Origin of the sequence: Bartonella doshiae NCTC 12862 = ATCC 700133, assembly GCF_000278155.1 — a bacterium.
Lineage (GTDB): Bacteria > Pseudomonadota > Alphaproteobacteria > Rhizobiales > Rhizobiaceae > Bartonella > Bartonella doshiae.
Genome location: NZ_JH725097.1, coordinates 20156 through 42876 on the forward strand (window position 1 = coordinate 20156; position 22721 = coordinate 42876).

General features: G+C 38.5%; 27 protein-coding genes and 1 pseudogene. 15 read left to right on the forward strand and 13 right to left on the reverse strand.

All coding sequences use genetic code 11. From position 1 onward, the window contains the following. The 9 genes from MCS_RS06765 (at position 1) to MCS_RS06805 (ending at position 6275) form a co-directional block, all read left to right on the forward strand. Entirely contained in the window at positions 1-249 is a 249-nt protein-coding gene (locus MCS_RS06765; RefSeq protein ID WP_004856737.1) for a phage head-tail joining protein, read from the forward strand. Next, positions 249-1805 (forward strand): phage portal protein, encoded by a 1557-nt coding sequence (locus MCS_RS06770; RefSeq protein ID WP_004856741.1) that lies wholly within the window; start codon positions 249-251, stop codon positions 1803-1805. Before MCS_RS06765 ends, MCS_RS06770 begins: the two co-directional genes overlap by 1 nt. Further along, positions 1795-2877 carry a S49 family peptidase gene (locus MCS_RS06775; protein ID WP_004856742.1) on the forward strand — a complete coding sequence of 361 codons (1083 nt, stop codon included), beginning with the start codon at positions 1795-1797 and terminating at the stop codon, positions 2875-2877. Before MCS_RS06770 ends, MCS_RS06775 begins: the two co-directional genes overlap by 11 nt. Beyond that, a complete protein-coding gene (locus MCS_RS06780; RefSeq protein ID WP_024864292.1) occupies positions 2874-3140 on the forward strand; it encodes a hypothetical protein in 267 nt (88 codons plus the stop codon). The genes MCS_RS06775 and MCS_RS06780 overlap by 4 nt, the downstream gene beginning before the upstream one ends. After that, the gene (locus tag MCS_RS06785) at positions 3137-3505 is read left to right on the forward strand and encodes a head decoration protein (RefSeq protein ID WP_004856745.1); all 369 of its coding nucleotides are present in this window, start codon (positions 3137-3139) and stop codon (positions 3503-3505) included. The genes MCS_RS06780 and MCS_RS06785 overlap by 4 nt, the downstream gene beginning before the upstream one ends. Before the next feature lie 12 nt (positions 3506-3517). Further along, positions 3518-4594, forward strand: a complete 1077-nt coding sequence (locus MCS_RS06790) for a major capsid protein (RefSeq protein ID WP_004856746.1) — start codon at positions 3518-3520, stop codon at positions 4592-4594. Between the two features lies 1 nt (position 4595). After that, complete coding sequence (locus MCS_RS06795) at positions 4596-4949, forward strand: head-tail joining protein (RefSeq protein WP_004856749.1); 354 nt, start codon at positions 4596-4598, stop codon at positions 4947-4949. A gap of 313 nt (positions 4950-5262) precedes the next feature. Next, a complete protein-coding gene (locus MCS_RS06800; RefSeq protein ID WP_004856752.1) occupies positions 5263-6000 on the forward strand; it encodes a phage regulatory protein/antirepressor Ant in 738 nt (245 codons plus the stop codon). Next, positions 5997-6275: a hypothetical protein gene (locus MCS_RS06805; protein ID WP_004856756.1), complete on the forward strand. Its 279-nt coding sequence runs from the start codon at positions 5997-5999 to the stop codon at positions 6273-6275. The genes MCS_RS06800 and MCS_RS06805 overlap by 4 nt, the downstream gene beginning before the upstream one ends. Positions 6276-6323: 48 nt before the next feature. Here MCS_RS06805 and MCS_RS08215 read toward each other — a convergent pair whose 3' ends face one another. The 3 genes from MCS_RS08215 to MCS_RS06815 are packed head-to-tail and all read right to left on the reverse strand — an operon-like array spanning position 6324 to position 7092. Next, entirely contained in the window at positions 6324-6470 is a 147-nt protein-coding gene (locus tag MCS_RS08215) for a CopG family antitoxin (protein ID WP_004856758.1), read from the reverse strand. Between the two features lie 42 nt (positions 6471-6512). Further along, positions 6513-6830 (reverse strand): type II toxin-antitoxin system HicB family antitoxin, encoded by a 318-nt coding sequence (locus tag MCS_RS06810; protein ID WP_004856761.1) that lies wholly within the window; start codon positions 6828-6830, stop codon positions 6513-6515. Then, complete coding sequence (locus MCS_RS06815; protein WP_004856763.1) at positions 6820-7092, reverse strand: toxin HicA; 273 nt, start codon at positions 7090-7092, stop codon at positions 6820-6822. Before MCS_RS06815 ends, MCS_RS06810 begins: the two co-directional genes overlap by 11 nt. Before the next feature lie 49 nt (positions 7093-7141). Here MCS_RS06815 and MCS_RS06820 point away from each other — a divergent pair, with 49 nt between their 5' ends. Genes MCS_RS06820 through MCS_RS06840 form a run of 5 tightly spaced genes read left to right on the forward strand, consistent with a single transcriptional unit; the run spans position 7142 to position 10613 of the window. Then, complete coding sequence (locus MCS_RS06820) at positions 7142-7690, forward strand: hypothetical protein (protein WP_004856766.1); 549 nt, start codon at positions 7142-7144, stop codon at positions 7688-7690. Further along, positions 7671-8360 carry a phage baseplate assembly protein V gene (locus tag MCS_RS06825; protein ID WP_004856769.1) on the forward strand — a complete coding sequence of 230 codons (690 nt, stop codon included), beginning with the start codon at positions 7671-7673 and terminating at the stop codon, positions 8358-8360. The genes MCS_RS06820 and MCS_RS06825 overlap by 20 nt, the downstream gene beginning before the upstream one ends. Continuing rightward, positions 8357-8698, forward strand: a complete 342-nt coding sequence (locus tag MCS_RS06830; protein WP_004856773.1) for a GPW/gp25 family protein — start codon at positions 8357-8359, stop codon at positions 8696-8698. The genes MCS_RS06825 and MCS_RS06830 overlap by 4 nt, the downstream gene beginning before the upstream one ends. Continuing rightward, on the forward strand, positions 8695-9522 hold the full coding sequence (locus MCS_RS06835; RefSeq protein WP_004856776.1) for a baseplate J/gp47 family protein: 828 nt from the start codon (positions 8695-8697) through the stop codon (positions 9520-9522). Before MCS_RS06830 ends, MCS_RS06835 begins: the two co-directional genes overlap by 4 nt. Beyond that, a complete protein-coding gene (locus MCS_RS06840; protein WP_004856780.1) occupies positions 9522-10613 on the forward strand; it encodes a phage tail protein in 1092 nt (363 codons plus the stop codon). Before MCS_RS06835 ends, MCS_RS06840 begins: the two co-directional genes overlap by 1 nt. 770 nt (positions 10614-11383) lie before the next feature. On the opposite strand, the gene MCS_RS06845 is transcribed toward MCS_RS06840, so the two are convergent. The 4 genes from MCS_RS06845 to MCS_RS08880 all read right to left on the reverse strand — a co-directional run bounded on the left by MCS_RS06845 (position 11384) and on the right by MCS_RS08880 (position 15623). Continuing rightward, positions 11384-12163: an LbetaH domain-containing protein gene (locus MCS_RS06845; protein ID WP_004856784.1), complete on the reverse strand. Its 780-nt coding sequence runs from the start codon at positions 12161-12163 to the stop codon at positions 11384-11386. 96 nt (positions 12164-12259) lie between these two features. Beyond that, positions 12260-12760, reverse strand: a complete 501-nt coding sequence (locus tag MCS_RS06850; RefSeq protein ID WP_004856785.1) for a hypothetical protein — start codon at positions 12758-12760, stop codon at positions 12260-12262. Between the two features lie 85 nt (positions 12761-12845). Further along, entirely contained in the window at positions 12846-13673 is an 828-nt protein-coding gene (locus MCS_RS06855; protein ID WP_004856788.1) for a hypothetical protein, read from the reverse strand. A gap of 1806 nt (positions 13674-15479) precedes the next feature. Continuing rightward, positions 15480-15623 (reverse strand): type II toxin-antitoxin system mRNA interferase toxin, RelE/StbE family, encoded by a 144-nt coding sequence (locus MCS_RS08880; RefSeq protein ID WP_081486278.1) that lies wholly within the window; start codon positions 15621-15623, stop codon positions 15480-15482. 16 nt (positions 15624-15639) lie between these two features. Here MCS_RS08880 and MCS_RS06860 point away from each other — a divergent pair, with 16 nt between their 5' ends. Further along, positions 15640-16023: a Fic family protein gene (locus MCS_RS06860; protein ID WP_004856790.1), complete on the forward strand. Its 384-nt coding sequence runs from the start codon at positions 15640-15642 to the stop codon at positions 16021-16023. 29 nt (positions 16024-16052) lie between these two features. Here MCS_RS06860 and MCS_RS08745 read toward each other — a convergent pair. From MCS_RS08745 to MCS_RS06885, 6 genes and pseudogenes are all read right to left on the reverse strand, one after another. Next, positions 16053-16241: pseudogene (locus tag MCS_RS08745) on the reverse strand (recombinase family protein); the annotation flags it as partial. Positions 16242-16362: 121 nt separating this feature from the next. Further along, positions 16363-17706 carry an MATE family efflux transporter gene (locus MCS_RS06865; protein WP_004856791.1) on the reverse strand — a complete coding sequence of 448 codons (1344 nt, stop codon included), beginning with the start codon at positions 17704-17706 and terminating at the stop codon, positions 16363-16365. Beyond that, positions 17694-19091 (reverse strand): hypothetical protein, encoded by a 1398-nt coding sequence (locus MCS_RS06870; protein ID WP_004856794.1) that lies wholly within the window; start codon positions 19089-19091, stop codon positions 17694-17696. The genes MCS_RS06865 and MCS_RS06870 overlap by 13 nt, the downstream gene beginning before the upstream one ends. Further along, entirely contained in the window at positions 19085-20455 is a 1371-nt protein-coding gene (locus MCS_RS06875; RefSeq protein ID WP_004856797.1) for an FAD-binding oxidoreductase, read from the reverse strand. Before MCS_RS06875 ends, MCS_RS06870 begins: the two co-directional genes overlap by 7 nt. Next, a complete protein-coding gene (locus tag MCS_RS06880; RefSeq protein ID WP_004856802.1) occupies positions 20418-21383 on the reverse strand; it encodes an NAD(P)-dependent oxidoreductase in 966 nt (321 codons plus the stop codon). The genes MCS_RS06875 and MCS_RS06880 overlap by 38 nt, the downstream gene beginning before the upstream one ends. 11 nt (positions 21384-21394) lie before the next feature. Next, positions 21395-22537: an aminotransferase class I/II-fold pyridoxal phosphate-dependent enzyme gene (locus MCS_RS06885; protein WP_004856804.1), complete on the reverse strand. Its 1143-nt coding sequence runs from the start codon at positions 22535-22537 to the stop codon at positions 21395-21397. Between the last annotated feature and the right edge of the window lie 184 nt (positions 22538-22721).

Below are 22721 nucleotides of genomic sequence, written 5' to 3' on the forward strand. Positions count from 1 at the left end.
GTGGATGAAACTTTAGAACCAATTAACAGCAAATTTTTGAGACTTGAAAACTTAAAAAGGCGGCGTGAGCAAATTGAAGAGGCTCTTTATTCAGGTGCACAATCGGTACGCCATGGCGATAAGCAAGTCAGCAACCGTTCTGTTGAAGAACTGCGCAGAGCACTTGAGATGATCAATACACAAATAGCGGACCTTGAAGGACGCAAGCGTTCACGCGTTTTCTATTTTAATATATCACGAGGCTATTAATGGCTGGTTTTTTTAATAAACTCACAGGCTTTTTTAAAATTTCTCGTCAACACAATCCCCATTTTGAAGCGGCAAGTAAAAGCCGTCGCATGGGTGGTTTTGACCCCGCCAAAAAACATATTAATAAAGCCATTGAGGAATGCGGTGATACTATTGTTGCCCGTTCAAGATGGCTTTATGACAATGAAGCTCTTTATGGGTCTGCAACAGAGGAATGGGTCTCTGCGGCTGTCAGTGATGGGATTAAACCTTATCCTCGTATTGAAGGTTTTCAAGAAGAAAAGAAAAAGCTTTTAGACTTATGGTGGCAATGGGTTGATGAGGCGGACTATGATGAAGATGCCAATTTTTATGGACTTCAAGCAACGATTGCACGAGAGGTCTTTTTAACCGGAGAATGCTTTGTAAGATTACATTATGTTGACCTCTACGGGCGCTCTGGTGTGCCACTTCAGTTGCAAGTTTATCCCACTGAAATGCTGGATCTCACTTATAATGGACCTGCTGAGATTGAAGGCAATTACATTCGTATGGGGATTGAATTTAATGCCAGTGATAAGCGCGTTGCTTATCATTTTTGGAAACATCACCCCTATGATGATTGTTCTGCAAGCACAGTCTTTGAGAGCCAAGAGCGCGTGCGTGTCCCTGCTGAAATGGTCCTTCACATCAAAGAGCGCCGTATTGCTGGACAATTGCGCGGTTCTCCCAAAATAACACGCTGTATGACAAAAATCTTTCAACTCGAATCCTATGATGATGCAGAACTTGATAGAAAAAGGACAGCAGCTCTTTTTGCGGTGTTTATTACAGGGAAGGAATCTCATGATGCGAAATTAGAGGAAAATCGTGAGCAAACGACGCCCCCAAAGAAGACCGAAGAGGCAGCTGACGTGGATAAAATTTACCCTGGATCAGTCAACATAGTGGATGGCGAAAAACAAATTACATTTTCCAGTCCTGTTGAGGTTGGTGGTTCTTATGAAGCCTTTCAATATCGTAATATTTTAAAAATTTGCTCGGCTCTCAATATGCCTTATGCCGTTGTGACTGGAGACGTTACGCGGGGGAATTTTTCCAATGTGCGTACCTCTATCATTCAGTTTAGACGGCACGTCAAACAATGGCGCGAACATATCATTGCTTTTCAGTTCAATCGCATTGTTTGGGAGCGCTTTGTTGAAATGGCAGTGCTTTCTGGATGCGTCAATTTGCCAGAGTGGGAAGAAAATCCCTTGCCATGGCTCCAATGTGAAAGCTTTGCACCACCCCTGGAAATGATTGATCCAAACAAAGATATCTCGGCGGAAAAAGAAGAAATCCGTGCAGGCTTGAAAACACGACGCATGGCACTTGCCGAGCGCGGCTTTGATATCGACAGCATTCATGCCGAAATGCAAGAAGAACACACAGATGCTCGTGCGCGCGGCTTATCTTTTGACACCGATATGGCGGCACCCGCTGGTAGCAATCAAGTAATTGATACCGCAGATTCAGAACCTTCTGACACTTATGAAAGCAACCAAGGCAGTGAGGCACATGCAAATGGTGAATAATCTCGACATGCCGTTTTTGGCATCACGGCTTTTTGGTGTTCCTCATATGCTTGCATCGACAAAACTTGATATCATTTTGAATGCTCTTGCGCCGCGTCTTTTTGAGGGAGAAAAGTTTCCCATCGGGGCGTTTGGACAAGGGGATACAGAAGCTTTCAGACCCCCTGAAACTTATGTAGTGCAAAACAATGTTGCTATCCTACCGGTTCATGGCACGCTTGTGCGCCGCGGTGCATGGCTTGGAGCTCTCTCAGGGTTAACTTCTTATGAAGGTTTAAGGGCTTCTTTTCGTGAGGCCATTGCACAACCTGATGTTCGCGCTGTCTTACTGGATATTGACAGTGGTGGTGGAGAAGCCGGCGGTGTGTTTGATTTGGTTGAAGAGTTTCAAGCACTCTCAAAAAAATACGACAAACCCATTTGGGCTCATGCCAATGAGTTTGCCTGTTCAGCAGCTTATGCCATTGCTTGTGCGGCTTCTCAAATATGGGTTGCACGCACGGGTGTTGTGGGCTCGATTGGTGTCGTTTGCGCCCATCTTGACCAATCCCGTGCAGATGAAAAACATGGGCATAAATGGACCTTTGTCTTTGAAGGTGATCACAAAGTTCATGGCAATCCTCATGAACCCTTGAGCGATACAGCACAGATAAAAATGCAAGCCGATTGCGCCCTGCTCTACGAGATGTTTGTCGATTTGGTGGCGCAAAACAGACGCTTAAATGCTGATGCAATTCGTGACACGAAGGCAGAAACTTTTATAGGCACCCAAGCTCTCAAACTTGGATTAGCAGATGCGCAGGGGACCCTTGCGCAAGCTTTGGAAGCCTTAACGGATTCCATATCACAAAACCCAACATCAACAACAAAAGAAGGACAAAACACATGGCACGCACACAATACCGCGCTGAAGAAGATGATGATGAAAAAATTGTCGACATCATCAATGACGAGGAAGAGGACGAAAACGATAGTGACATCGACAAAAACGCCGAAGACTTCGACGATGAAGAAGAAAACGAAGATGAGGATGAAGACAACGAAGACAATGAAAACAAGCGCGAAGATATGAAAGCCGTGCTTGAAAAAGAAAGAAAGCGCGCAAAAGCACTGACCAACCTTGAAAAGCAAGCAAAGCAATTAGGCGTTTCTTTTGACGCAGCAAAAGCTATTCAAAACGGTATGAGTCTCGAAAAAGCACGCCAGTGTGTGTTGACGGCTGCTAGCTCTCAAAGCGCGTCTTTAAAACTCTCGCCTTATACCCCTCATAGTGATGGGACGAGCAAGGCAAAGATTCACGCAAAATGGGAAGCAGCTTGGAGGGCAGTGAAATGACGAATATTATTTATGACGACGTACGCAATGGCGCTTATCTTGGACCCTACGACCCCGATATGTCAAACGAAGAAGTGGTGTTTGCATCAGGAGCATTCATTGAAGCGGGAACTGTCATGGGGAAAATTACAGCATCAGAAAAATATATCCCCCTTAATCCAGCAGCATCAGATGGCAGCCAAACACCGGCAGGGATTTCTTTTGCCACTATTGATGCAACAGAAACAGATCAACGCGCTGTGATTACAGCACGCTTATGCACTGTAAAAGCTTCTGAACTGCTATGGCCAGATGCCATCACGGATGAGCAAAAGAAAGCAGCCATTCAGTCTTTAGAAGACAAGAACAACATTCTATTGCGATAGGAGAATGCACACATGGATATGAATTTTTTTAAACATGATGCTTTCTCAAGCATCACAATGATGAAAGCCATCGAAAACTATGAGTTTCAACCTGGTCTTGTGAGCTCTCTTAATCTTTTTGAGGAAGTTGAAACCAGTACCACAGTGGTTGGGATTGAACGGCGTGATAATACATTTTCGCTTATTCAAACCAGTGAACGTGGCGCACCTTTGGCAGAAGGTGATAGAGAGGGTCGTAATCTTCGGTTTTTCAAAACAACACGGATTGCCAAAAGTGATACCATAAAATCAGAAGAAATCCAAAACCGGCGTGAATTTGGCGCAGAAGATCAGTTAGAGACAGCAATGAAATATATTACCAGAAAACAAAAGAAACTGATTTCTGAAATCGAATTGACATGGGAGAATATGCAACTCGGCGCTGTTCAAGGTGTTGTCCTTGATGCTGATGGCTCGGTAATTGTCGATTGGTACAAAGAATGGGAAATTACACCACCAAAGCCCATTGACTTTAAACTGAATAATGAAACCACCAATGTTGCTGACAATGTTGACCAAGTCATTATGAGGATGATTGAGGCTTCAAAAGGAGCATTTTCTGATCGTTCACGGATTATTGGGCTTTGTGGAAATGAATTCTTTTCCAAGTTGAAAAACCATAAAACAATTCGTGAGACCTATTTAAACACAGCCTTAGCACAGACACTCAATAGCGCAGGAGGTGTTGCAACACCAAGTGCTCGTGGCTCGGGAAGCTTTGGTAGTTTTGACTTTGCTGGTATCACTTTCATTAATTACCGAAGTATTCACAACTATAATGTGAGTGCGAAGGCTGGAACAAAGCGCGCCATAGGAATTAAACCTAATGAATGTCAATTCTTTCCTGTTGATGCACCTGGTGTATTCCAAAAAACCTTTGCTCCTGGTGAAAGCTTGGATTTTGCCAACACGGTTGGAAAACCTCTCTACACGATGCTAATCGTCGACCACGACCGTAATGCATGGGTAAAACCGGAGGTCTACAGCTATCCGCTCTACATCTGCACACGCCCTGAAATGCTGTTTAAAGCAGTGATTGGAGCGAAATAACATGCGATGGCACGGGCTGCTAAACCAAATGGTTAAAGATGTGCGCAATACTTTTGGGCAGCCCATCATCTACACGCGAAAGGACAACGAGCAATCTTTTCGTATCACAGCGATTTACACCATTAAGCATTCGGAATCGGATGCCGGTGGTAGAATCCCTACTACAATTGCAAGAAAGGAACTTGATCTTTGTATCAATGACATTGGAGGATTACCACCAAAACCGGAAGATAGTGTTGTAATCATTTCCCCTGAAGACAGCAAAGCTCCCTCTTCTCAAGAGCACTTCACTATCACAGATGTCCAAGCCTCTGAATCTGGTATGTATAAGCTTATCTTGCGGGAAATAAAGTAAAGATACGCTTATTTATTTTAAAAATATGAAGTCACCTATTGACAATGTGGCAACAATGTGTCTATTGTCGAATTAGGTGCCTAAGAAACACCTTAAAACAACTAGCGGATTGGTTGCCGAAATAACTGTTTTTCCGCAATTTAAAAGCTTTGACTCATTATATGCTACATGCGTATAATAGATCTGTCGGGTGTGGTTATGCTATAAAATACCTTCACAGGGAAAGCATAACGACGGGCTAGTTGCCGTGTTTCTTAGCGCCCGGCACTCTTCTGGAGTGTCATTAAGAAACCTCTAACAACTAGGAGTTCTCATGAACACTCTTATAGAAATTAAAGAAAGCACTGCTAATAGTGCTACCACTCAGACTATGTCTAGTCGTGAAATTGCCGAATTATGTGGTAAAAGACATGACCATGTCATGCGTGATATTAAAAAAATACTTGAAGAATTATACACTGAAGGAGGTCTCCCCAAATTTGGGGGCACCTATTTAGACAAACAGGGCAAGCCTCAAAACTGCTATAATCTCCCCAAGCGTGAATGTTTAATTCTTGTTTCAGGTTACAGCACTGCCTTACGAGCTAAAATCATTGACCGTTGGCAAGAATTGGAAAGGCAGGCTACAACACCACGAGTAGATCTTGCCAATGCTTTGAAAAATCCTCTTACGATTAAGCAACTCCTTTTAGAGAGTATCAATCAATTAGAAGATTTGAGAAATGAGGTGAGTACGCTCAAACCAAAAGCAGAAGCTTTGGAAGGTTTAAAGCGTTCTGATGGTTTGTTCGGTCTTATTGAAGCTGCAAAGATGTTGGAAGTACGGCCAAAGGATTTAACTAATTACCTACGTAAGAATGATTGGGTGTATCGACGTGCTCCAAGTGGTCCTTTGTTGCCTTATCAAGATAAGATAAAGAAAGGCTTTATGGATTGCCCTGCTATCACCATTCAAAGACCTGATGGTACAGAAAAGGTCTTACCTTCAACGAAAATTACACCAAAAGGATTGGCTTGTTTGAGAGAACAAATCCATGGAGGTGTGCAATGAAGGTAGATACTAACTTCTTATGCGATTTATGGATGGCGTTATCACAGTTTTCTAGACATGAAAATATGAGCGACAAAGAGTGTACTGCTTTGGTTGATACGATGAGCGTAGTGGAAAAAGCTTTGATTTTAAAACTTCAAAATGAGGTGCCCAATATACTTAAAATCTTAACAGTTCTAACAGATTTTGGAGATTCAGAACTACCGCATAGCATGGATTCTTTGTTGCGAGCTTACGAACCAGATTTAAAACCCCTCATTAAAAAGGTTGCTTAACTTAAAAAAACACAACTCCCCTCCCTGTTCTCAAAAATGGGGAGGTGGTCAAGAGACTTCTTTAGGTAAGAACTCAAAATGAACGGATTTAAAACCAGTTAAGTCATAATCTGTAAGATCTGCAGTATCAACAAAGTTTTCTGCTTCTTCATCCGTCTTAAAAACGGGCATTTGTTTTAATTTAGAGGTTTTCATAAAAATTAAATTTCTTTTACTGCGTATAAATCTTTCAAAGCTTCAAAGTTTAGAAGAAATGTATCTGTTTAAACTCACACCATTTTCAGCAGCTTGTATTGCAAGTTTTCTATGGAGTTCTGGTGGTATTCTTAATTGAAACTTACCACTGTATTTACCATGTGACAAAGGCACAGGAACTTCTTCTCCATTATGTTGCATATCCTCAACAACTTCTGAAACAAGGTCCATAATACCTTTTAAAGCTTTCTCTGCTTGAGCATCTAACCATGAAAGGGATGGGAATTCTGCACACAATCCAACATATTCCTCATCTTCTTGCGACCACAAAACACGATATGTATAATGATTATTGTTCATGTTTCATCCTTTCTATCGCTTGTAAGACTTGTTTGACCTGATAAGCTTTTGCTTTGTTACCAGAATCTTTTTGAATATTCACACGAGGATCACCAAGCCACGGTGTTTTAAAAACAAAATGACTTGAACCATTGTTCCGTGGTTCTCCAAAGAAATAGACACATACAGCCAACAAATCTGAAAACTTAATGTTCTTTGGTGATGCTTTCATCAAGCTGATTATTTTTTCAACTTTATTGCTCATAACCAATAGTAGTATCATTATTAATCCTAGTCAATCATTTTATACACTTAATTGGACAGGAACACTCATGCATCCGAGAGAGACGATAAGGGAAAGCTTTGTTGCTTTGATTAAAGCAACAAAGACGGCAGCTGGTAACAATGTTTTCAATATGCGTGATTTCAACTTCTCCCCTGAGAACACGCCTGCAATTAATATCTCAACACAAAGTGAAACGATTGAAGATAGCTATGATTATGGAGTAAGACGGCGTGTTTTAACGCTAGATGTTGAATGTTATGCGACATGTGAAGATGGAGCACGTTTTGTTGATCAATTAGCATGGGAAGTTGAGGAGGTTTTCTACGCTAATCCCAATCTCAACAACACAGTTGAGACATGCCGCCTGCAAAATATTGCTTTTGCCTTTGGTGATAATGGCGCCCTAGCGCTCCATGGTGCGATTTTAACCTTTGAAGTCACTTATGTGACGAATATCCCCAACATGTATGAAGAAGAAGGCAGTGTAACAGCAAGACTCGTTGAACCTTTCTTAAGTTTTGAACCAGAAACAGGCGTGAGAAATAAAGATAAATACCATAAAATTGAAGGTGGACATGTTAGAGCGGCGCGATAAAGAAATCACAGATCTAAAGAGACGTGTGGCCAATATGGTTGTGGTGGGAAAAATTAGCCATGTCGACCATAAAAACGCACGCTATCGGGTAAAAAGTGGCAATCTTGTCAGTGACTGGATTCCAGATACACAAGCCCGCGCCGGTAAAACACGCTCTTATGAAGGGCGTGATATTGGAGAGCAAGTTGTTGTTGTTTCATCATCAGGGGATTTATCACAAGGGGTGATTGTTGGTTCACTTCATACCGATGCTAATCAAGCAGCCGATAAGGGCAGCATTCACCGAACTATATACCCTGATGGAACTCGCCTTGAATATGATGATGAACAAAACACTTATGGAATTCACATCAAATCCGGCGGAAAATTTATCCTGACAATCGCTGATGGTGTGTCACTAAAAGGTGATGGTGGCAAGCTAGAGCTTACCGCACCAGATGGCATAAAGATTGTTTCAGAAAGCGATATAAATTTAAACGCAAAAGGCAGCATCTCTTTGAAAGCCGGTGGTGGCGTTTCACTGAATTCGAATGATAGTCTCTCTCTTCATTCTGGGAATAATGTTTCCATTCACTCCAGTGGACTAAAGCATAACGGCACCAATATTGGAAACAGCCATGTTCATGGTGGTGTTACTTCTGGTGGCTCTATGACAGGAGGTCCCAATTGAACAGTGGAATGGACCGTACAACAGGAAAGCCATTAACCGGCATTGATCATTTACGCCAATCAATCCTTGATATTTTGTCAACGCGCATTGGTTCGCGTGTAATGCGTCGTGATTATGGTTCACGTGTTGCAGAACTCATTGATGCTCCAGTGAATAATGCTTTTGCTGTTGCTCTTTATGCCGCTGTTGCTGAGGCTTTAGACAAGTGGGAACCGCGTTTTAAATTGAAAAAAATTGATTTTAAAATGGTTGATGCTGGACAAGTTTCTTTGTCCTTTGAAGGTATTTATTTGCCATCCGGCAAGCCCATTACCATGGAAGGATTATTGATAAAATGAATGTAGTACTTGCAAAACCCGAAATCATCACAGAACTTTCTTTTGAGGAAATACGCGCTGCTGCTCTTGCCCATTTAAAAGAGCTTTTGCCTGAATATACCATTCTTGAAAGTGATCCGGCTGTAAAAGTCATTGAGGCTTTTAGCTATCGAGAACTGCTGTTAAGACAGCGTATTAACGAAGCGGCACGCAACAACATTCTTGATTTTGCAACCGGTGAATCTCTTGATGCTTTGGGAAACTGGCATGGTCTTGCCCGCATGGAGGGTGAAAGTGACGAGAGATATCGTGAACGCATAGAGCTTCATGCCCGTGGTGGCAAAGGTAGCGGGACAGAGCCCTATTACAAGCTTATAGCCTTAACAGCAGATAGTCGTGTTAAGGATGCGATTATTTACCGTAAAGGCAAAGACCCAACCATCTATGTTGCTCTTTTTGGCAATAATGAAGAAGGAACAGCATCCGAAGATCTCTTACAAACAGTCTCACAAGCTCTTAACAAAAAAAATATCATCATGACAAATGATACAATCATTGTTCACGCTGCTGTAAAAAAAGTAATAGATTTAGAAGCAGATGTTTGGCTGTTACCGGAAACATCTTTGAAAATTCTCACGACAATGGAAGCAAATTTAAGAGCAGCATGGAGACAAGAACAAGCCATTGGCCGTGAATTAAGCTTATCGTGGTGGATTTCGAAACTGATGATCCCTGGTGTCCAAAAAGTGATCGCCATTACACCAACAAGGGACAGTACGGTTTGTGATGAAGAAGTTTTATCGATTGGAAAAATCACCTTAAACTTCAAAGGGCGTGCGCGCTAATGGTTGGTTCCCTACTCCCAACAAACGCAACGGAATTTGAAAAACGCCTTGCCGATGCTTGCGATTTTCATCAAGATATTGATGATTCTGTTTTGGGGATTTCACGTTCTAAACTGATCACACGCCCTCCCCGTTTCTTACCGTGGCTCATTGAAGAATATGGGCTTGGAGAGCTTACGCCTTATGTTCCAAACCTTTATGATTTGATTGATCAGGGTCTTGCATGGCAAAATATTCGCGGTTCTCTTGCGGCAATAGAGATGGGTCTTGAATGGCTCCGGATTACAGCACACTTTATGCCTGCATGGACGGGGCGGGTATGGTGGAATTCCTTTCAACTTGATTTTGATCAGTTGCCTGAACGCAAAAGCCTTGAAGCTATTGAAGCAATCACCGACCTTTCCAAAAGTTTGCGCTCTGATTTTCGCCGTGGTGTCATGGGTTATGATGTGCAAGCTGTTGAATGCAATATGTCACGCCTTGATGACAGCATGTTGGAGTATGAGAGCGGTGTACGCTTAACAGCTGGGGGCACTTTGTTTTCCTTTGGGCGCACAACAGAAATCAATCACACTCTCACAAGAGAAGAAGGCAGGCTTATTGGCAATTGGATAGATGATGGGGACGAAGAATTAAGCTGGGACCTTATTGATTATCCATGGGACATGGCAAATTTTCCGTGGTGTTCGGTCAAAAAACATGAACGCGCCATACTCATGGCAGAGTGGTTTCATGGCCGCACGCTTTATCTCGTGTTAAGAGACAGCCAAGATGACGTGATTGGGTTTCGCAGATGCTATGCTGTACAGCCTGTCGAACAGGCTTTGGATGGTGTTTATAACCATTCAAGCGGCAGATTCCAGCCCTCCCCGAGGGGCACGGCGCTTCTTGTTGCAGCCCGCACAGATTTTCACGATGTTGAAGACAAACAAGCAGCATTTGTTTCCATTCTCGTTCATGCTTCTCCAAAACAAGATATTCCCCTTGATATCCCCTTGGGCAAACTTTGGTTGGAGCCTGATGAACTGAGTGGCGGTGTCGAGATACAGCATCATATTATACATAAAAAACTAATAAAGTCAATATGTTGAGTGCAATTATTTTATATGAATCCACTTAAGAATCCATTCTTTTATACGTGATTCATTTGACCATTTTTTACATAAGATTGCCATGTATGAATAGAGCATAAAAAGCTAATCATGATGTAAATATTATAACGCATGTGTGTATTCAAATGAAATGAAAAGCAGCTATCATTCATAACAGTTCATAAATTTTATGATACGTTTTTATCACTTAAAAATCGCATTGTTTTAAAATTTAGTTGTTTGGAATTTTCAATAACATACGTTTAAAGATCACATCTTGTTTTAAAGATTGGTTTGTTAATAGCATAAGGAACAAATTAACATTCGCCAAAATTGGCGAGCGCAAAATAGAGAGCTGTCATAACAGCATCATCATAACACCGAACCTTTTAAAGATTGCATAAAAAGATTTAAAGATAAGATCAATTTTATAACCGCGGTATTTTTTTACCAAGGTACGAAATAGCAGGTATGAAATCAAAAGCCTTTTAATGACATAATGCAAGAAAGAAAAAAACGTTTTAAAAGTTACAGTTTAAAAATACGAAATCAAATGAGGTTAATCCAAATTTGGATTGAGTGATTTCACCTCCCTCAAATTTGAGGACACTTATTGAGACAAAGAGGAGAAGGTAAACTCATATTTATCAGTCATTTGTTATATCTTCATTCATAAGCCGCGTCACGTAAATGGCACGGCTTTCTTTTTTGAATTCTCTCTTTTATGATGCGTTTATAGCCATAAGAAAAGCGCCCCCACGCTTGTTTTTTTACTCTTCTGTATCAACAATCTTGACAACATTATCGCTTTCATAAACCTCACAATTTTTGGGTACCACCCTTAGCTTACTTTGTCTGTTTAATTTTGCCTTGCCATAAGCTTTACCCCAGACCTTTGCATAATATGAGATCTTTGCATTGCCATAAACAGAACCATAAACCTCAGCATTGCCCCCCACGCTAGCATTGCCATAAACCTTGCCATAAATTTTTGCACGGCTATTAACAACAGCATAATTATAAATCTTAGCATGGCTATAAACGCAGGCAGAACCCGAAACCTGAGCATGCCCATAAACCCTTGCATAATTATAAACCCACGCATTATGAGAAAGGTGAGCATTGTCATAAATATGTGCTTCTGTATAAACACGGGCGCTCCCTCCCACATGGGCATTGCCATAAACATAACCAGCCACATGGGCAATGCCATAGACACAAGCATTGTCATAAATTTTTGCATATTGAGAGATAAAAGCCTTGCCATAGACCTCAGCATTGCCATAGACATGACCACAGATTTGAGAGTTATGACGTATTTTTGCATTGTGACAAACACGGGCATGCCCATAAACCCATGCATCATCATAAACCCAGCAATTACCCTCATGAGAGAGGTTGGCTTCCTTTTCAATAAAGCCGCCTAGATCGCCAGCTTTGACATCATCAAAATCTTTTAGAGCTTTAATGCGATAAAGGTTTGTAATCTGTTTAGTCATCCGATCTTTAATTTGTTTGTTTTTATTTGTTATAATGTATTTTTTGCACATAAGAACACCCTCACAATCTAATGTGATAAAGATTTGCTAAAATTTGGAATGGGAATATTTGGTTGAAAAGGGGGTGCCCCCGCACCACCCGTGCGTTCAATTATGCTGCTTTATTTTTGGTGAGACATAGACAATCTCTAATTCACCATAAGGGGAGAGCCGTTCAATATAGGTTTTAATCTCAGTAGACCCACCAACATTTTCACGAATAACAGCAATGCCATGGATATGAGCATTTTCACAAACATGCACGTTATTTGCTATACGGGCGTTTTCATAAACCCTAGCATTGTCATAAACATAGGCATGATCATAAATAATAGCCTTGCCATACACATGAGCATTACCATAGACATAGCCAGCAACGATAGCATTGCCAAAAACCTTTGCATTTTCATAAACGTGACCATTTTTAAAAACAAGAGCCTCATTATACACCCAGCAATTGCCCTCATGAGAGAGGTTATCTACCTTTTCAATAAAACCACCAAGATCACCAGCCTTAACATCAGCAAAGTCTTTTAATGCTTGGATGCGATAAAGGGTATGATTACCAAATACACGCGTTTCATTTGTGAGTGCAAACTTCTTTTGCATAGCACAATTCCTTTATAAGAAGATTATTAAATTTTTGAATGAAAGAATTTGAAAGAGGGGAGCCCCCGCCGCGCCCGCGCGTCATTTAGGCAGCGTCTTTTAGTGACTGATTATCATCACAGATATCATTACGAATTTTTGCATGGCTATTCACAACGGCATTGCCATAAATTTTTACCTGATGATCAATATTGGATTTACCATAGACCTTGGCATTATCATAAATTTGTGCGAGGCAACCCACACGAGCGGAGCCAGAAACCTTGGCATTGCCATAGACACTCCCATAATCCTTAATCCAAGCATTACAAAAGACATGGGCATTGCCATGAATACACGCCCCGACATAAATGCGTGATTTACCATAGACATGGGCATTGCCATAGACACAACCACACACATGTGCATTTTCATAAATGCGAGCATTGTCAAAAATACGAGCATCACTTGCAATATTAGTATTATCACAAACCACGGCATTGCCATAGACATGACCACAGACCCTAGCGTTACCAGAAACCTTGGCATTGTCAAAAATACGAGCATGGTTATCAAAAACCCACGCATTGCCATTGACTATAGCGTTGCCATAAATCTTGGCATGTCTAAAAATTTTAGTTTCATTATAAATTTTAGCATTATCATAAACACTAGCGTGCAAAAAAACCGCGGCATTATCATATACCCAGCAATTGCCATCATGTGACAAGTTGCTTTCCTTTTCAATAAAACCGCCGAGGTCCCCCGCCTTGACATCATCAAAATCTCTTAAAGCACGTATACGGTGTAAAGTAATCCCATCAAAAGTGAAACTTTCATTGGTAAATTCGTATTTTTTTGCACATTGCGGCTTTTGAACAGGCGTGGTTTCATTTGCAATAGGGGTATTTAATTTATTAACTGTAGCGTTCATAGCTAATTCCTTATCATAAAATTGTTTTTCAATTGACAACCTATAAAGGCGCCGGGCGTTGAAAAACACGGTGATAAGTCCGTTGCTTACACTTTTCCCTTAAAAGGGTATTGTATGGTGTAAGCACACCCGACAAAGTTCTCATATACTAACAAAAGCATAAAAGATAGCCAGTTTTAAAAGGTTTTGGAAAGGCTGTATCGTAACCTATCCGCTTATCACAAAGTGTTTTTCAATCACTTGATTACTTATTTATCAAAATACGTATTTATTGTCAATTATTATTTTATCTTTTTTGATATTTTTGGCACTTTTTTAAATACGTTGCGTATTCATATTGTTTATATGCTTATTAATTTATTCTTTTATATTTATGTGCTGTTAAAGCTATATTATAAGATTTATGAAACGATAGTGTTATTTTCTGAATCTATACATTTATAATATTTAGAAACGCTCTCATCATGCGTATTTTTATATTTATAACCTATCAGTTTTTTTACTAAATGAATTTTAAATTTTTTTGTGAATTTTGCTTATAACACATTTGCAACTTAACAACCTTAATAGGCACCGCGTTCTTATAACCAATGCGTTCATTTGCATGTGATTATGAAAGCCTGCTGTTTTTACGCATTCTCTATAGCTGTCATGTTTTTTATAGCTACCACATCATTTTTCATTTTCATAAGAGAGAAACGATAAATAGGATAATTGTGATTTACTGTAAAAACATCTAAAGAGAGATTGATAATTATAGAGATGAGCAAAATCCCTTTTAATAGACCTGTGTCAGTGTTGTCAGTTCTTTTTAAATCCTATATTATTCTTTTTTAAATGGTAAAAAATAAAATCAATATATTTTTCAATATGCTAATGTTTTTTAAGACACAACTCATATCAATCGTACAATCTTTAAAGATAACCAATGATGTGAGTTGATTAAAACTTGTCAGTTATGTGTCAGTAAATTGAACTGATAAACTAGATTATTTTAGTAAGTAATTACAACACGTCTTATAAAAAGCGTATGAAAGTAAAAACTGATTACGTTATTAAAATCCCTTTTATGAATTTTATCAGTTCATTTGAATAGATAAATTTATGATTTTAGTAAGTGATTAAAATGTGCTTTATGAAAAGCATGTGATCCTTTAAGCCTTTCAAAAGATAGCTTGTAACTCATAAGAAATGTTATCAAGACTATTATGGTTATGAGTTTTGAGGGTTTTGAAGGTTCCTTTTATTATTACTTAGTTTTATTTTTTAATTAGAAGTAAAAGTTATTATATTTCAATAAGTTAATGTTTTAAATAAACAGCTTATATTAAATACAACACATAAATACAACCTGTAATATACATTTAAAGGGATTTTGAAGGGGTTTTGAGAGTTTTAGGAACCTTCAAAACCTATAAGCAAAATGAATATACATAACTCTCTTTAAACAAAGCTATCATTTTAGATTACGGTATAATCTTTTAAAGGCAATTTAAAAGAAGTGTATTCACTTTAAGAGTGGGTTTCTTAAAAGTCTTAAAGCAATCCAAAGTAGAGTATATAAAAGTGCAAGTTTCTTCTTTTTAGAATAACGCATATAAACACTCCTTTTAAAAAGGGATACTCAATAATAATTAAGTCAATAAGTTATATTAATAGTAAGAATTTTATTCTTTATTGATTCTATTAGTTTTTTTCTCTATCCCTCATCTTTTTGGAGCTTTTTTATAGCTTCAAGAGCGAGTTTTTTACGGTCTGCGCTCTTTATGTAGAGAAAAGTTAGAGTATTTTTAACTTTTCATATAATTATTCTTTGAAAAGGTCAGAGTGCGTTCCTGTACGAATAAGATGTAATTTATCTCCTTCTATTCTATAAATAAGCAGCCAATCTGGTTCGATATGAATATCATGACACCCTTTCCAAGATGGGAATGGGCGCTTAAGTCGTATCTTAACAACTCTACTTTTGTTACAAAAAGGCTATGTTTATGTACCATATTCGTCACTTGAAAGCGTTATTGAGAATAATAAAGAAAGTTACTATTTAGCTTTGAATCAAACGCAAAAGACAATTTATACGAAGACACCTAATTGGGAACCTTGGATACTCTTTTTTTTACGTGCTCTACAAAAACAAAAATGCCAATTAGAAATGAAAATAGAAAGTGAAAAAAATGCTCTTTTGAATTTGTCTGAATTGGCTCTTAATATTATTGACTATGTTCGTGATCATGGACGTGTTACAACCCGCGATATGGTCCGTAAAATTGGAGCAATTCCCAATACGCTTAAAGCAACCTTTACATCATTAGTTGAAAAAGGTCTTTTGATACGTAATGGAGGAGGGTGATCAACTTGGTATAGCTTACCCTAATTCTCCTATGCTCTTGGCATAGTGATAATTGGCTTAGTTTTTGTAGGTTTGATATTTTTGCGTTCTATAAATAAGCGCAAGGTATTCACACTAACTCCTAATGTCTTAGCAATAGGGCTCTGTGATAAACCAACATTTATAAGTGCTTGAACTTTATCAATGTGATTGTCCAGCTTTAATTGCGTAACAATACTTCTTATTTTCAATATTAAGCAGGTTTTGTAACCTATATTATTATTTACACAGAAGTAAACAGACTATATAGACAGTGAAGCTATATCTACACAGTGAGTGCTTACGGCACTCTTATAATACTCACCATACCACCAAAATAGAATTGCGTTTTATTAAATAACCCACGCGCATATAATTAAAGAGAGAAACGATTAAGCTTGCACCAATCATGCCAAGCCAATAACCCATAAAACCATATTCAAAAAAATGTGCCATGAGAGCTCCCCCAAATAAGCCTATCCCCCAATAGCTTATTGTTACAACAATTGTTGGCCAAAACGTATCAAGCAAACCCACAAGTATGCCATTGAGCATGGCTCCTAAAGTGCCAAAAGCAAAAGACAATAAGATAAATGGAAGCAACTCCCAAGAGAAAACAATAACGTGGACTGAAGAAATGTCAAAGATGATTGAAAGAATGAATTCATAAGAAAAATAAACACCCCCTGATAAAAACAAGACATAAGCTATAGCAAAAATTGTGACATTCATACGTAACTGTTTTAGAGCCATATGATTCCGATCGGCTTGATACCACGCTGCTATGGTCGCAGCTGCGCTGGAAATCCCCAAAGCTACCACAGAAATAAGCATATCAAGACGCATTCCAATCGTATGCGCAGCCAAAGCTTCGACCCCAAAAGCTGTAATCATGAAGGCAATGACAGAAGGAAAGCCCTCCGCAATAAGAATACGGATACCAATGGGAAGTCCTATGAACAGTAATTGTATTATTCGTGAAATTTCTAACTTTGGTCTTAAATAATTAAAGTGAAAGGAACTAAAAGTAGAATTGCGGGACAGAATTATTGCTACTGCCATAACAATCAAAATACGGATCAAACTACTCGCAATTCCAGCACCAAAGACACCAAATCCGCTTGCAGGACCTATACCAAAAATAAGCAGCCAAGAGATGAGAAAATTTACAGGAATAGCGGCAAGCATAATCCAAGTTAAGTGCTTTGGATGACCAATTGCTGACAGTAATCCACGGCTATTTACATAAAGATAAAAAAACACTACCCCTATAGCAGCGCCACTATTATATTTCTGCGCTATATTGGCAATTGCCTCATTTTGGCCGAGAAGACATAAAATATTCCTCGTATTGAGTAAAATGATTGCACTTATTATTCCAATCAAAAGGGAAAGCCATATTCCTTGATCAAACCATGCCTTCAATGCATCTCTATCTTGTTTGCGAAAACTTTCCGCAAGTTTTGGTGCAACTGCGGTAATAATCCCTAGTCCCAACAACATAACAAAACTAAACATACTTAGAGCCAACATTGTACCACTCAAGGCTTGAACGCCTAAATGTGCCACAAGTGCCGCATCTGTGAAGGAAATCATCATCTGAGAGATAAAACCAATAGCCAGTGGCATGCCAAGAAGGAGTAATTGCTTCATCACAACAAACATTGTGAAATACCCTTCCCTATTGAAGGGCATATTAAACCCGGATCTTTTAAACAAAACGTATTGATTTTTTCTGTCAAGTCTTTCCATCGCAAATCTTGCGTAAAAGATGCATAATGAGAACTCATTAAGCTAAGAGGAGATATCCAGTTCTTAAAGGAGAAGCGCAATGCGCCTTTATTGTCTTTTTGGACTTCATGCCATGCGTTTTTTTGTACAACATTATGCCCCCAAGCAGTTACAATTGTTGATAAAATATCCTTAGCAAGCCTTTGTTCATCTTGCACATCCATTTTTAGTATTTTCAATAAAATTTTTTGGAAAATTTCTTGGTACAAAACTTGATATGCTCCCCCTAAAAAACGAATTCTTGGCAATAAAGAACCACTTAAAAATATAAAAAATAAACTAGGGACTAATCGTCCTGTTCGAAGATTTTGTACAATGGAATTAGTTTCAAAATCAATACGCACTCCAAAACGATCTGAATATAAAGCACCATCTCTTAGCTGGAGAGGACGTACACGTCCCTCAACCGATAGCCAAAATAGATCTGTGGCAGTGGGAATGAAATTTTTCCATAGCCCTTGTGACTCTAGTTTAAGCAATTCAACCATTTTTGCTAATCGTCCATCATCTATAAGACGTCGCATAAAACTAGGTCGCTCCAACAATTCTATTGCGTACATGGCAAAAAATGGTTCTCGTAATGTGATAGTAGAAATATTATGCCCCTGCCTAAATTGCTCGAATACGTATTCATTAAGATTATTAATGTGCGTTACAATAGCTGTTTTAGTATTTAGTAAATGTTCTGGAAACGTTGCTTTCAGAAACTGCCTACGCAGCCAAGATTGAACTTCTGATGATAAAGCAATATCATCTTGGTATTCGCTAACACTTTTCTTAGCCAATCGTCGCCGAGGCATTTCAAAAATTCTATAGGATGTATCATCCATTCGAAGCCAAGCTGGGCCATAACGAGCCTGTTCTTCTAGAGTTACAGTTGAACAAGTAAACATTATATTGGTGACATTTCCCATAAGTTCGTGACCACGAATCGAAAATGCCATTGTGGAACTAAAATCATTATCAAACATCAAGCGATAATGAGGTCCTGTTTGGATTACTGGATTCTGTAAAATTTCATCATGTGCTTGTTGCGCCCGTTGTGATCCCCAGCGTTGTTCAACTTCAGAATATAGGCATTCAGCAAAAATTTTTCGCTCTTCCTGCACTAAAGAGCCAACGAATTTTAGTTGGCTAGCATTATGAGTTACTAAGGCATAGTCATTTAATGACAAATTAGAATCAATATCTATAAGTTGAAATGCCGTTGGACAATATATACGCGCTATAGTGAAAACATCCAATTTTTTCTCTAACAATTAAGACATTCTCCTTTATAAATACGGCTTCTATGTCCATGTGCAAATACCTGTTGAGGATCATACCTCTGGCCTAATTCATAAAACATTTTAATCTTGTCTATAGAATACCCTTTAATTAAATGTGTTTCATTCGCGCTAGAATAATTAGAATATTCCCCAACAGTGCCGTAGATAGCAAGCTTGTTGGCAGATTGTTTTACCCAAGATATAAAAAGGTTATCATGGCTCAATTCCTCCCAGCGTGCAGACACCAAAACACCTACCATTGAACTCCGCAGAGGATAGCATGAGTTTATTGCTTTTAATTGTAAAATTCGTTGATTATAAAATTCTATCATGACTGCGCAACGTGAGGACGGAGCTTTATCACAAATTTCTTTTAATACTGATGAATTCGGAAGTATTGAACCAAAATGCACTGATTTCCAATAACCTCGCATCGGAGGCAAAAAATCAGAGTCAAAATTCGATTGCCAGTCTGTATAAGCTACTTCTTTTACATTTGACCAGTCGCCTCCTATAATTGATTGCAAACGATTTAACTCACTCAAATCATCGCCAAAAGAACACAAGTCTACTGATAGCTCAACCCCAGTATAAATTTTACGGAGAACTGGAGCCATTGAAACGGTAGAATATTGTTTTTTAGAGTGGCTTTTACTAAGCTTATTTAATACGTTTACACAATCCTTCTGAGAGAAGAAAATAGAGCCAGCGGTAATTTTTTGTAATGGAAGTGTATGAAAGCGGAGTTCAAGGATTAAGCCAAATCCGCCCATCCCACCACCACGACACACAGACATAAGTCCAGGGTGGCTTTTATCATTTACCTCAATAAGCTCTCCATCTTCAAGCAAAATACGCATGCTATGTAGATAATCGCACGTCAGACCAGCTGATCCTACCAACCAACCTATGCCCCCTCCAAGCGTTAAACCAGTAATACCTGTATCACTTACCGTGCCTGCAGGTATACAACGTTTATGTACCTCAAGTTGTCTATCAATGTCTTGAAGACATGCACCAGGTTGTATAATTGCTAAATCTAAATCCCAATTATATTGAACACCTCTAAACGGCGAAAAATCAATCAGTATCCCGTTATCTATTGTAGAAAATCCGCCGATATGGTGTCCTCTACCTCGAACAGCAAGATTCAAACCCAATTCTCTACGTATTTTTAATACAGCTCGTAAAGTTTCTACATCAAGCGTTTGAATAATTGCCATTGGCCGTCGATCATGCATACGATTGTAAGCCAAACGAATATTTTCATACTCTCTTTCCTCTGGGAAGATTAAATTATTAGGATCAACTTCATCCCTAAGCCGTCTCTGGGCCTTTATAATATTTTCTTGCATAATGATTTTCTTTGCTATCCATACTTTGGAGTAATTTATCTGTACCCATGACAATCATACGTGCCCAAGCTTCATGTGAATTAGCCGCTATATGAGGTGTTACATAGAGCCCATGATAGGATAATTCTTTTCTATTAATTTTTGAAGGCAGACAAGAAGAGAACAGATCTAAACTCACATCAAGAGTCACTGCGTCGAGATGTCCATCTTTTAAGTTATTAATAATACTTAAAATATCAAAAACTCGTATATCAGATATTCCTACGATTGTACGAGCTTTTCTTCCAAAAAGCGAAGAGCCTATTAAACCTTCTGTTTGTGCATTCAGATCGCAACAAACAATTACTGTAGAAGTTGTATTAAAAAGTTCTTCTAAAGAAACATAAGTTATTTTAAGCTTTTCTTCTACGTCTAACTTACGAGAGCGACTAGTGTATGAGACATCACAATTAAAGCCTGACCGAAGTATGCGTGCTACTTGATAACCAATTGCACCTAACCCCAATATCCCAATACGAGAGTTTGTTACTTCTTGAGAACGGCATCGTACCATTGAGTTTAAAACAGACCCAATAAGATTTCTTCGCGTTGCTAGCATTTGTGCGACAGCAAATTCTGCTACAGCAAGTGCATTTGCACCAGGAGTATTAAGTACTGTGATTCCACGTTCATTTGCTGCTTCTATATCTACAAAAGAACTCGCACCAGCCGCCAAGACAACTATGGCCTTCAATTCCGTCGCTTTATCAAGAAGTTCATGATCTAAATATTCATTCCCACCAAGAAGATAAAAGTTTGTGCTAGGTAGAATTTGGTCCAGTTCTTCTTTAGATTTTTCGCCTGTTAATGTTAAAATCTGCCCATTACATAAATTTACATAATTTAATATTTCTGTAGGTACTTCAATACCAGAAACTAAAACTTTCATTTACCACCTCCCTAGTGTTCTAGGTACTCAGCAAGAATGCTAACGCCCTGTTGAAATATACCCAACGGTTTCATAAGGCTTATCCGAAAATTGTTTGTAGTCTCTGGACTTCCGACATTAGACCAGAAAAAATTACGTCCCGGCAATACTGCTACTCCTAACGCTTGTACTTTTCTTACGAAATCTAAGTCGTTTAAACTAAACTGCGGAATCCTCATCCATTCAACACCAATCAAACTACTTTTAGCATTGTTATCTATATGGCTCGCATTAATTTTATTACGAAGAAATTTTCTACGCAAAGCAACTATCTCATGAAAATTTACTAATGGACTAACACCTGTAAATGCTTCAGCAAAAAATTCTGATAAAACGCCTAAAGTAAATTTAGAAACACAAAGATAAATCTCGTTGTAAAGTTCTCTCAACATAAACATATGGTCAGCAGAGCATGACATAAGACTTGCTTTCATATCTTGTGTAGGAAAAACTTTCCCTGTATCTTCAAATATAATATAGGAAGAATTTGTTTTATTAAGAATCTCATAAGAGTCCCAAATTTGAGGATAATAAAGTCTAAAACTAGCATCAATTATAATTATTTTATTAGCTCGTTTGCATTCCTCAACTATATGGATAAATTCGTGTTCCTTTAAATTAGTTCCTGTAGGATTATTTGGATTTACAAGGAATAATGCGTCAACTTCAGAAAGATTCTTTCTTAGATAAATAGGATCAATAAGTTCACTTTCAGTAACTGGGAATGCAGGTACACCACGCCTATGGAGCAAAAGTGCTAGATTATCAAAGGTAGGATAAGTAAGAAGAGTTTTCATATTTCTATGACTTAAGTAAGATGCCACCAAATCAATAGAATTTGAAGCTGTTGGAAGTATCATAGAATATGCTACTTCGCTCAATCCAGAAGAAGAGATTAAATTACCATAACAATGGATAAATGATTTCTCCGCCTCCAAGATAGGCTGCTGCTCTGTCGCATGCCATATCTCACTCATTCTCTTTACTATTTTTTGCTGACAGTCCGTACATTCTTGGTAAGCATGTCCATCTGCTAAATTTAATTCAATTGAAAATCCTACCTGCTCATAATCTGTAAGTGTTGTTTTAGAAATAAAACTATCTACCTTGACCATCCATTACCCCCCCCATTTAATAGTATAATAAAATCTAAGACAATCAAAAATAACAATTAAGTAAAAATCATATAATAGCTTAGTTTTTTTATTTAAATCAATAAAAAATATAAATATGTAATTGACATGTAGCAAATAAAATATACTCTTACAAACATGTATATAATATGTCGCAAGATCTAAT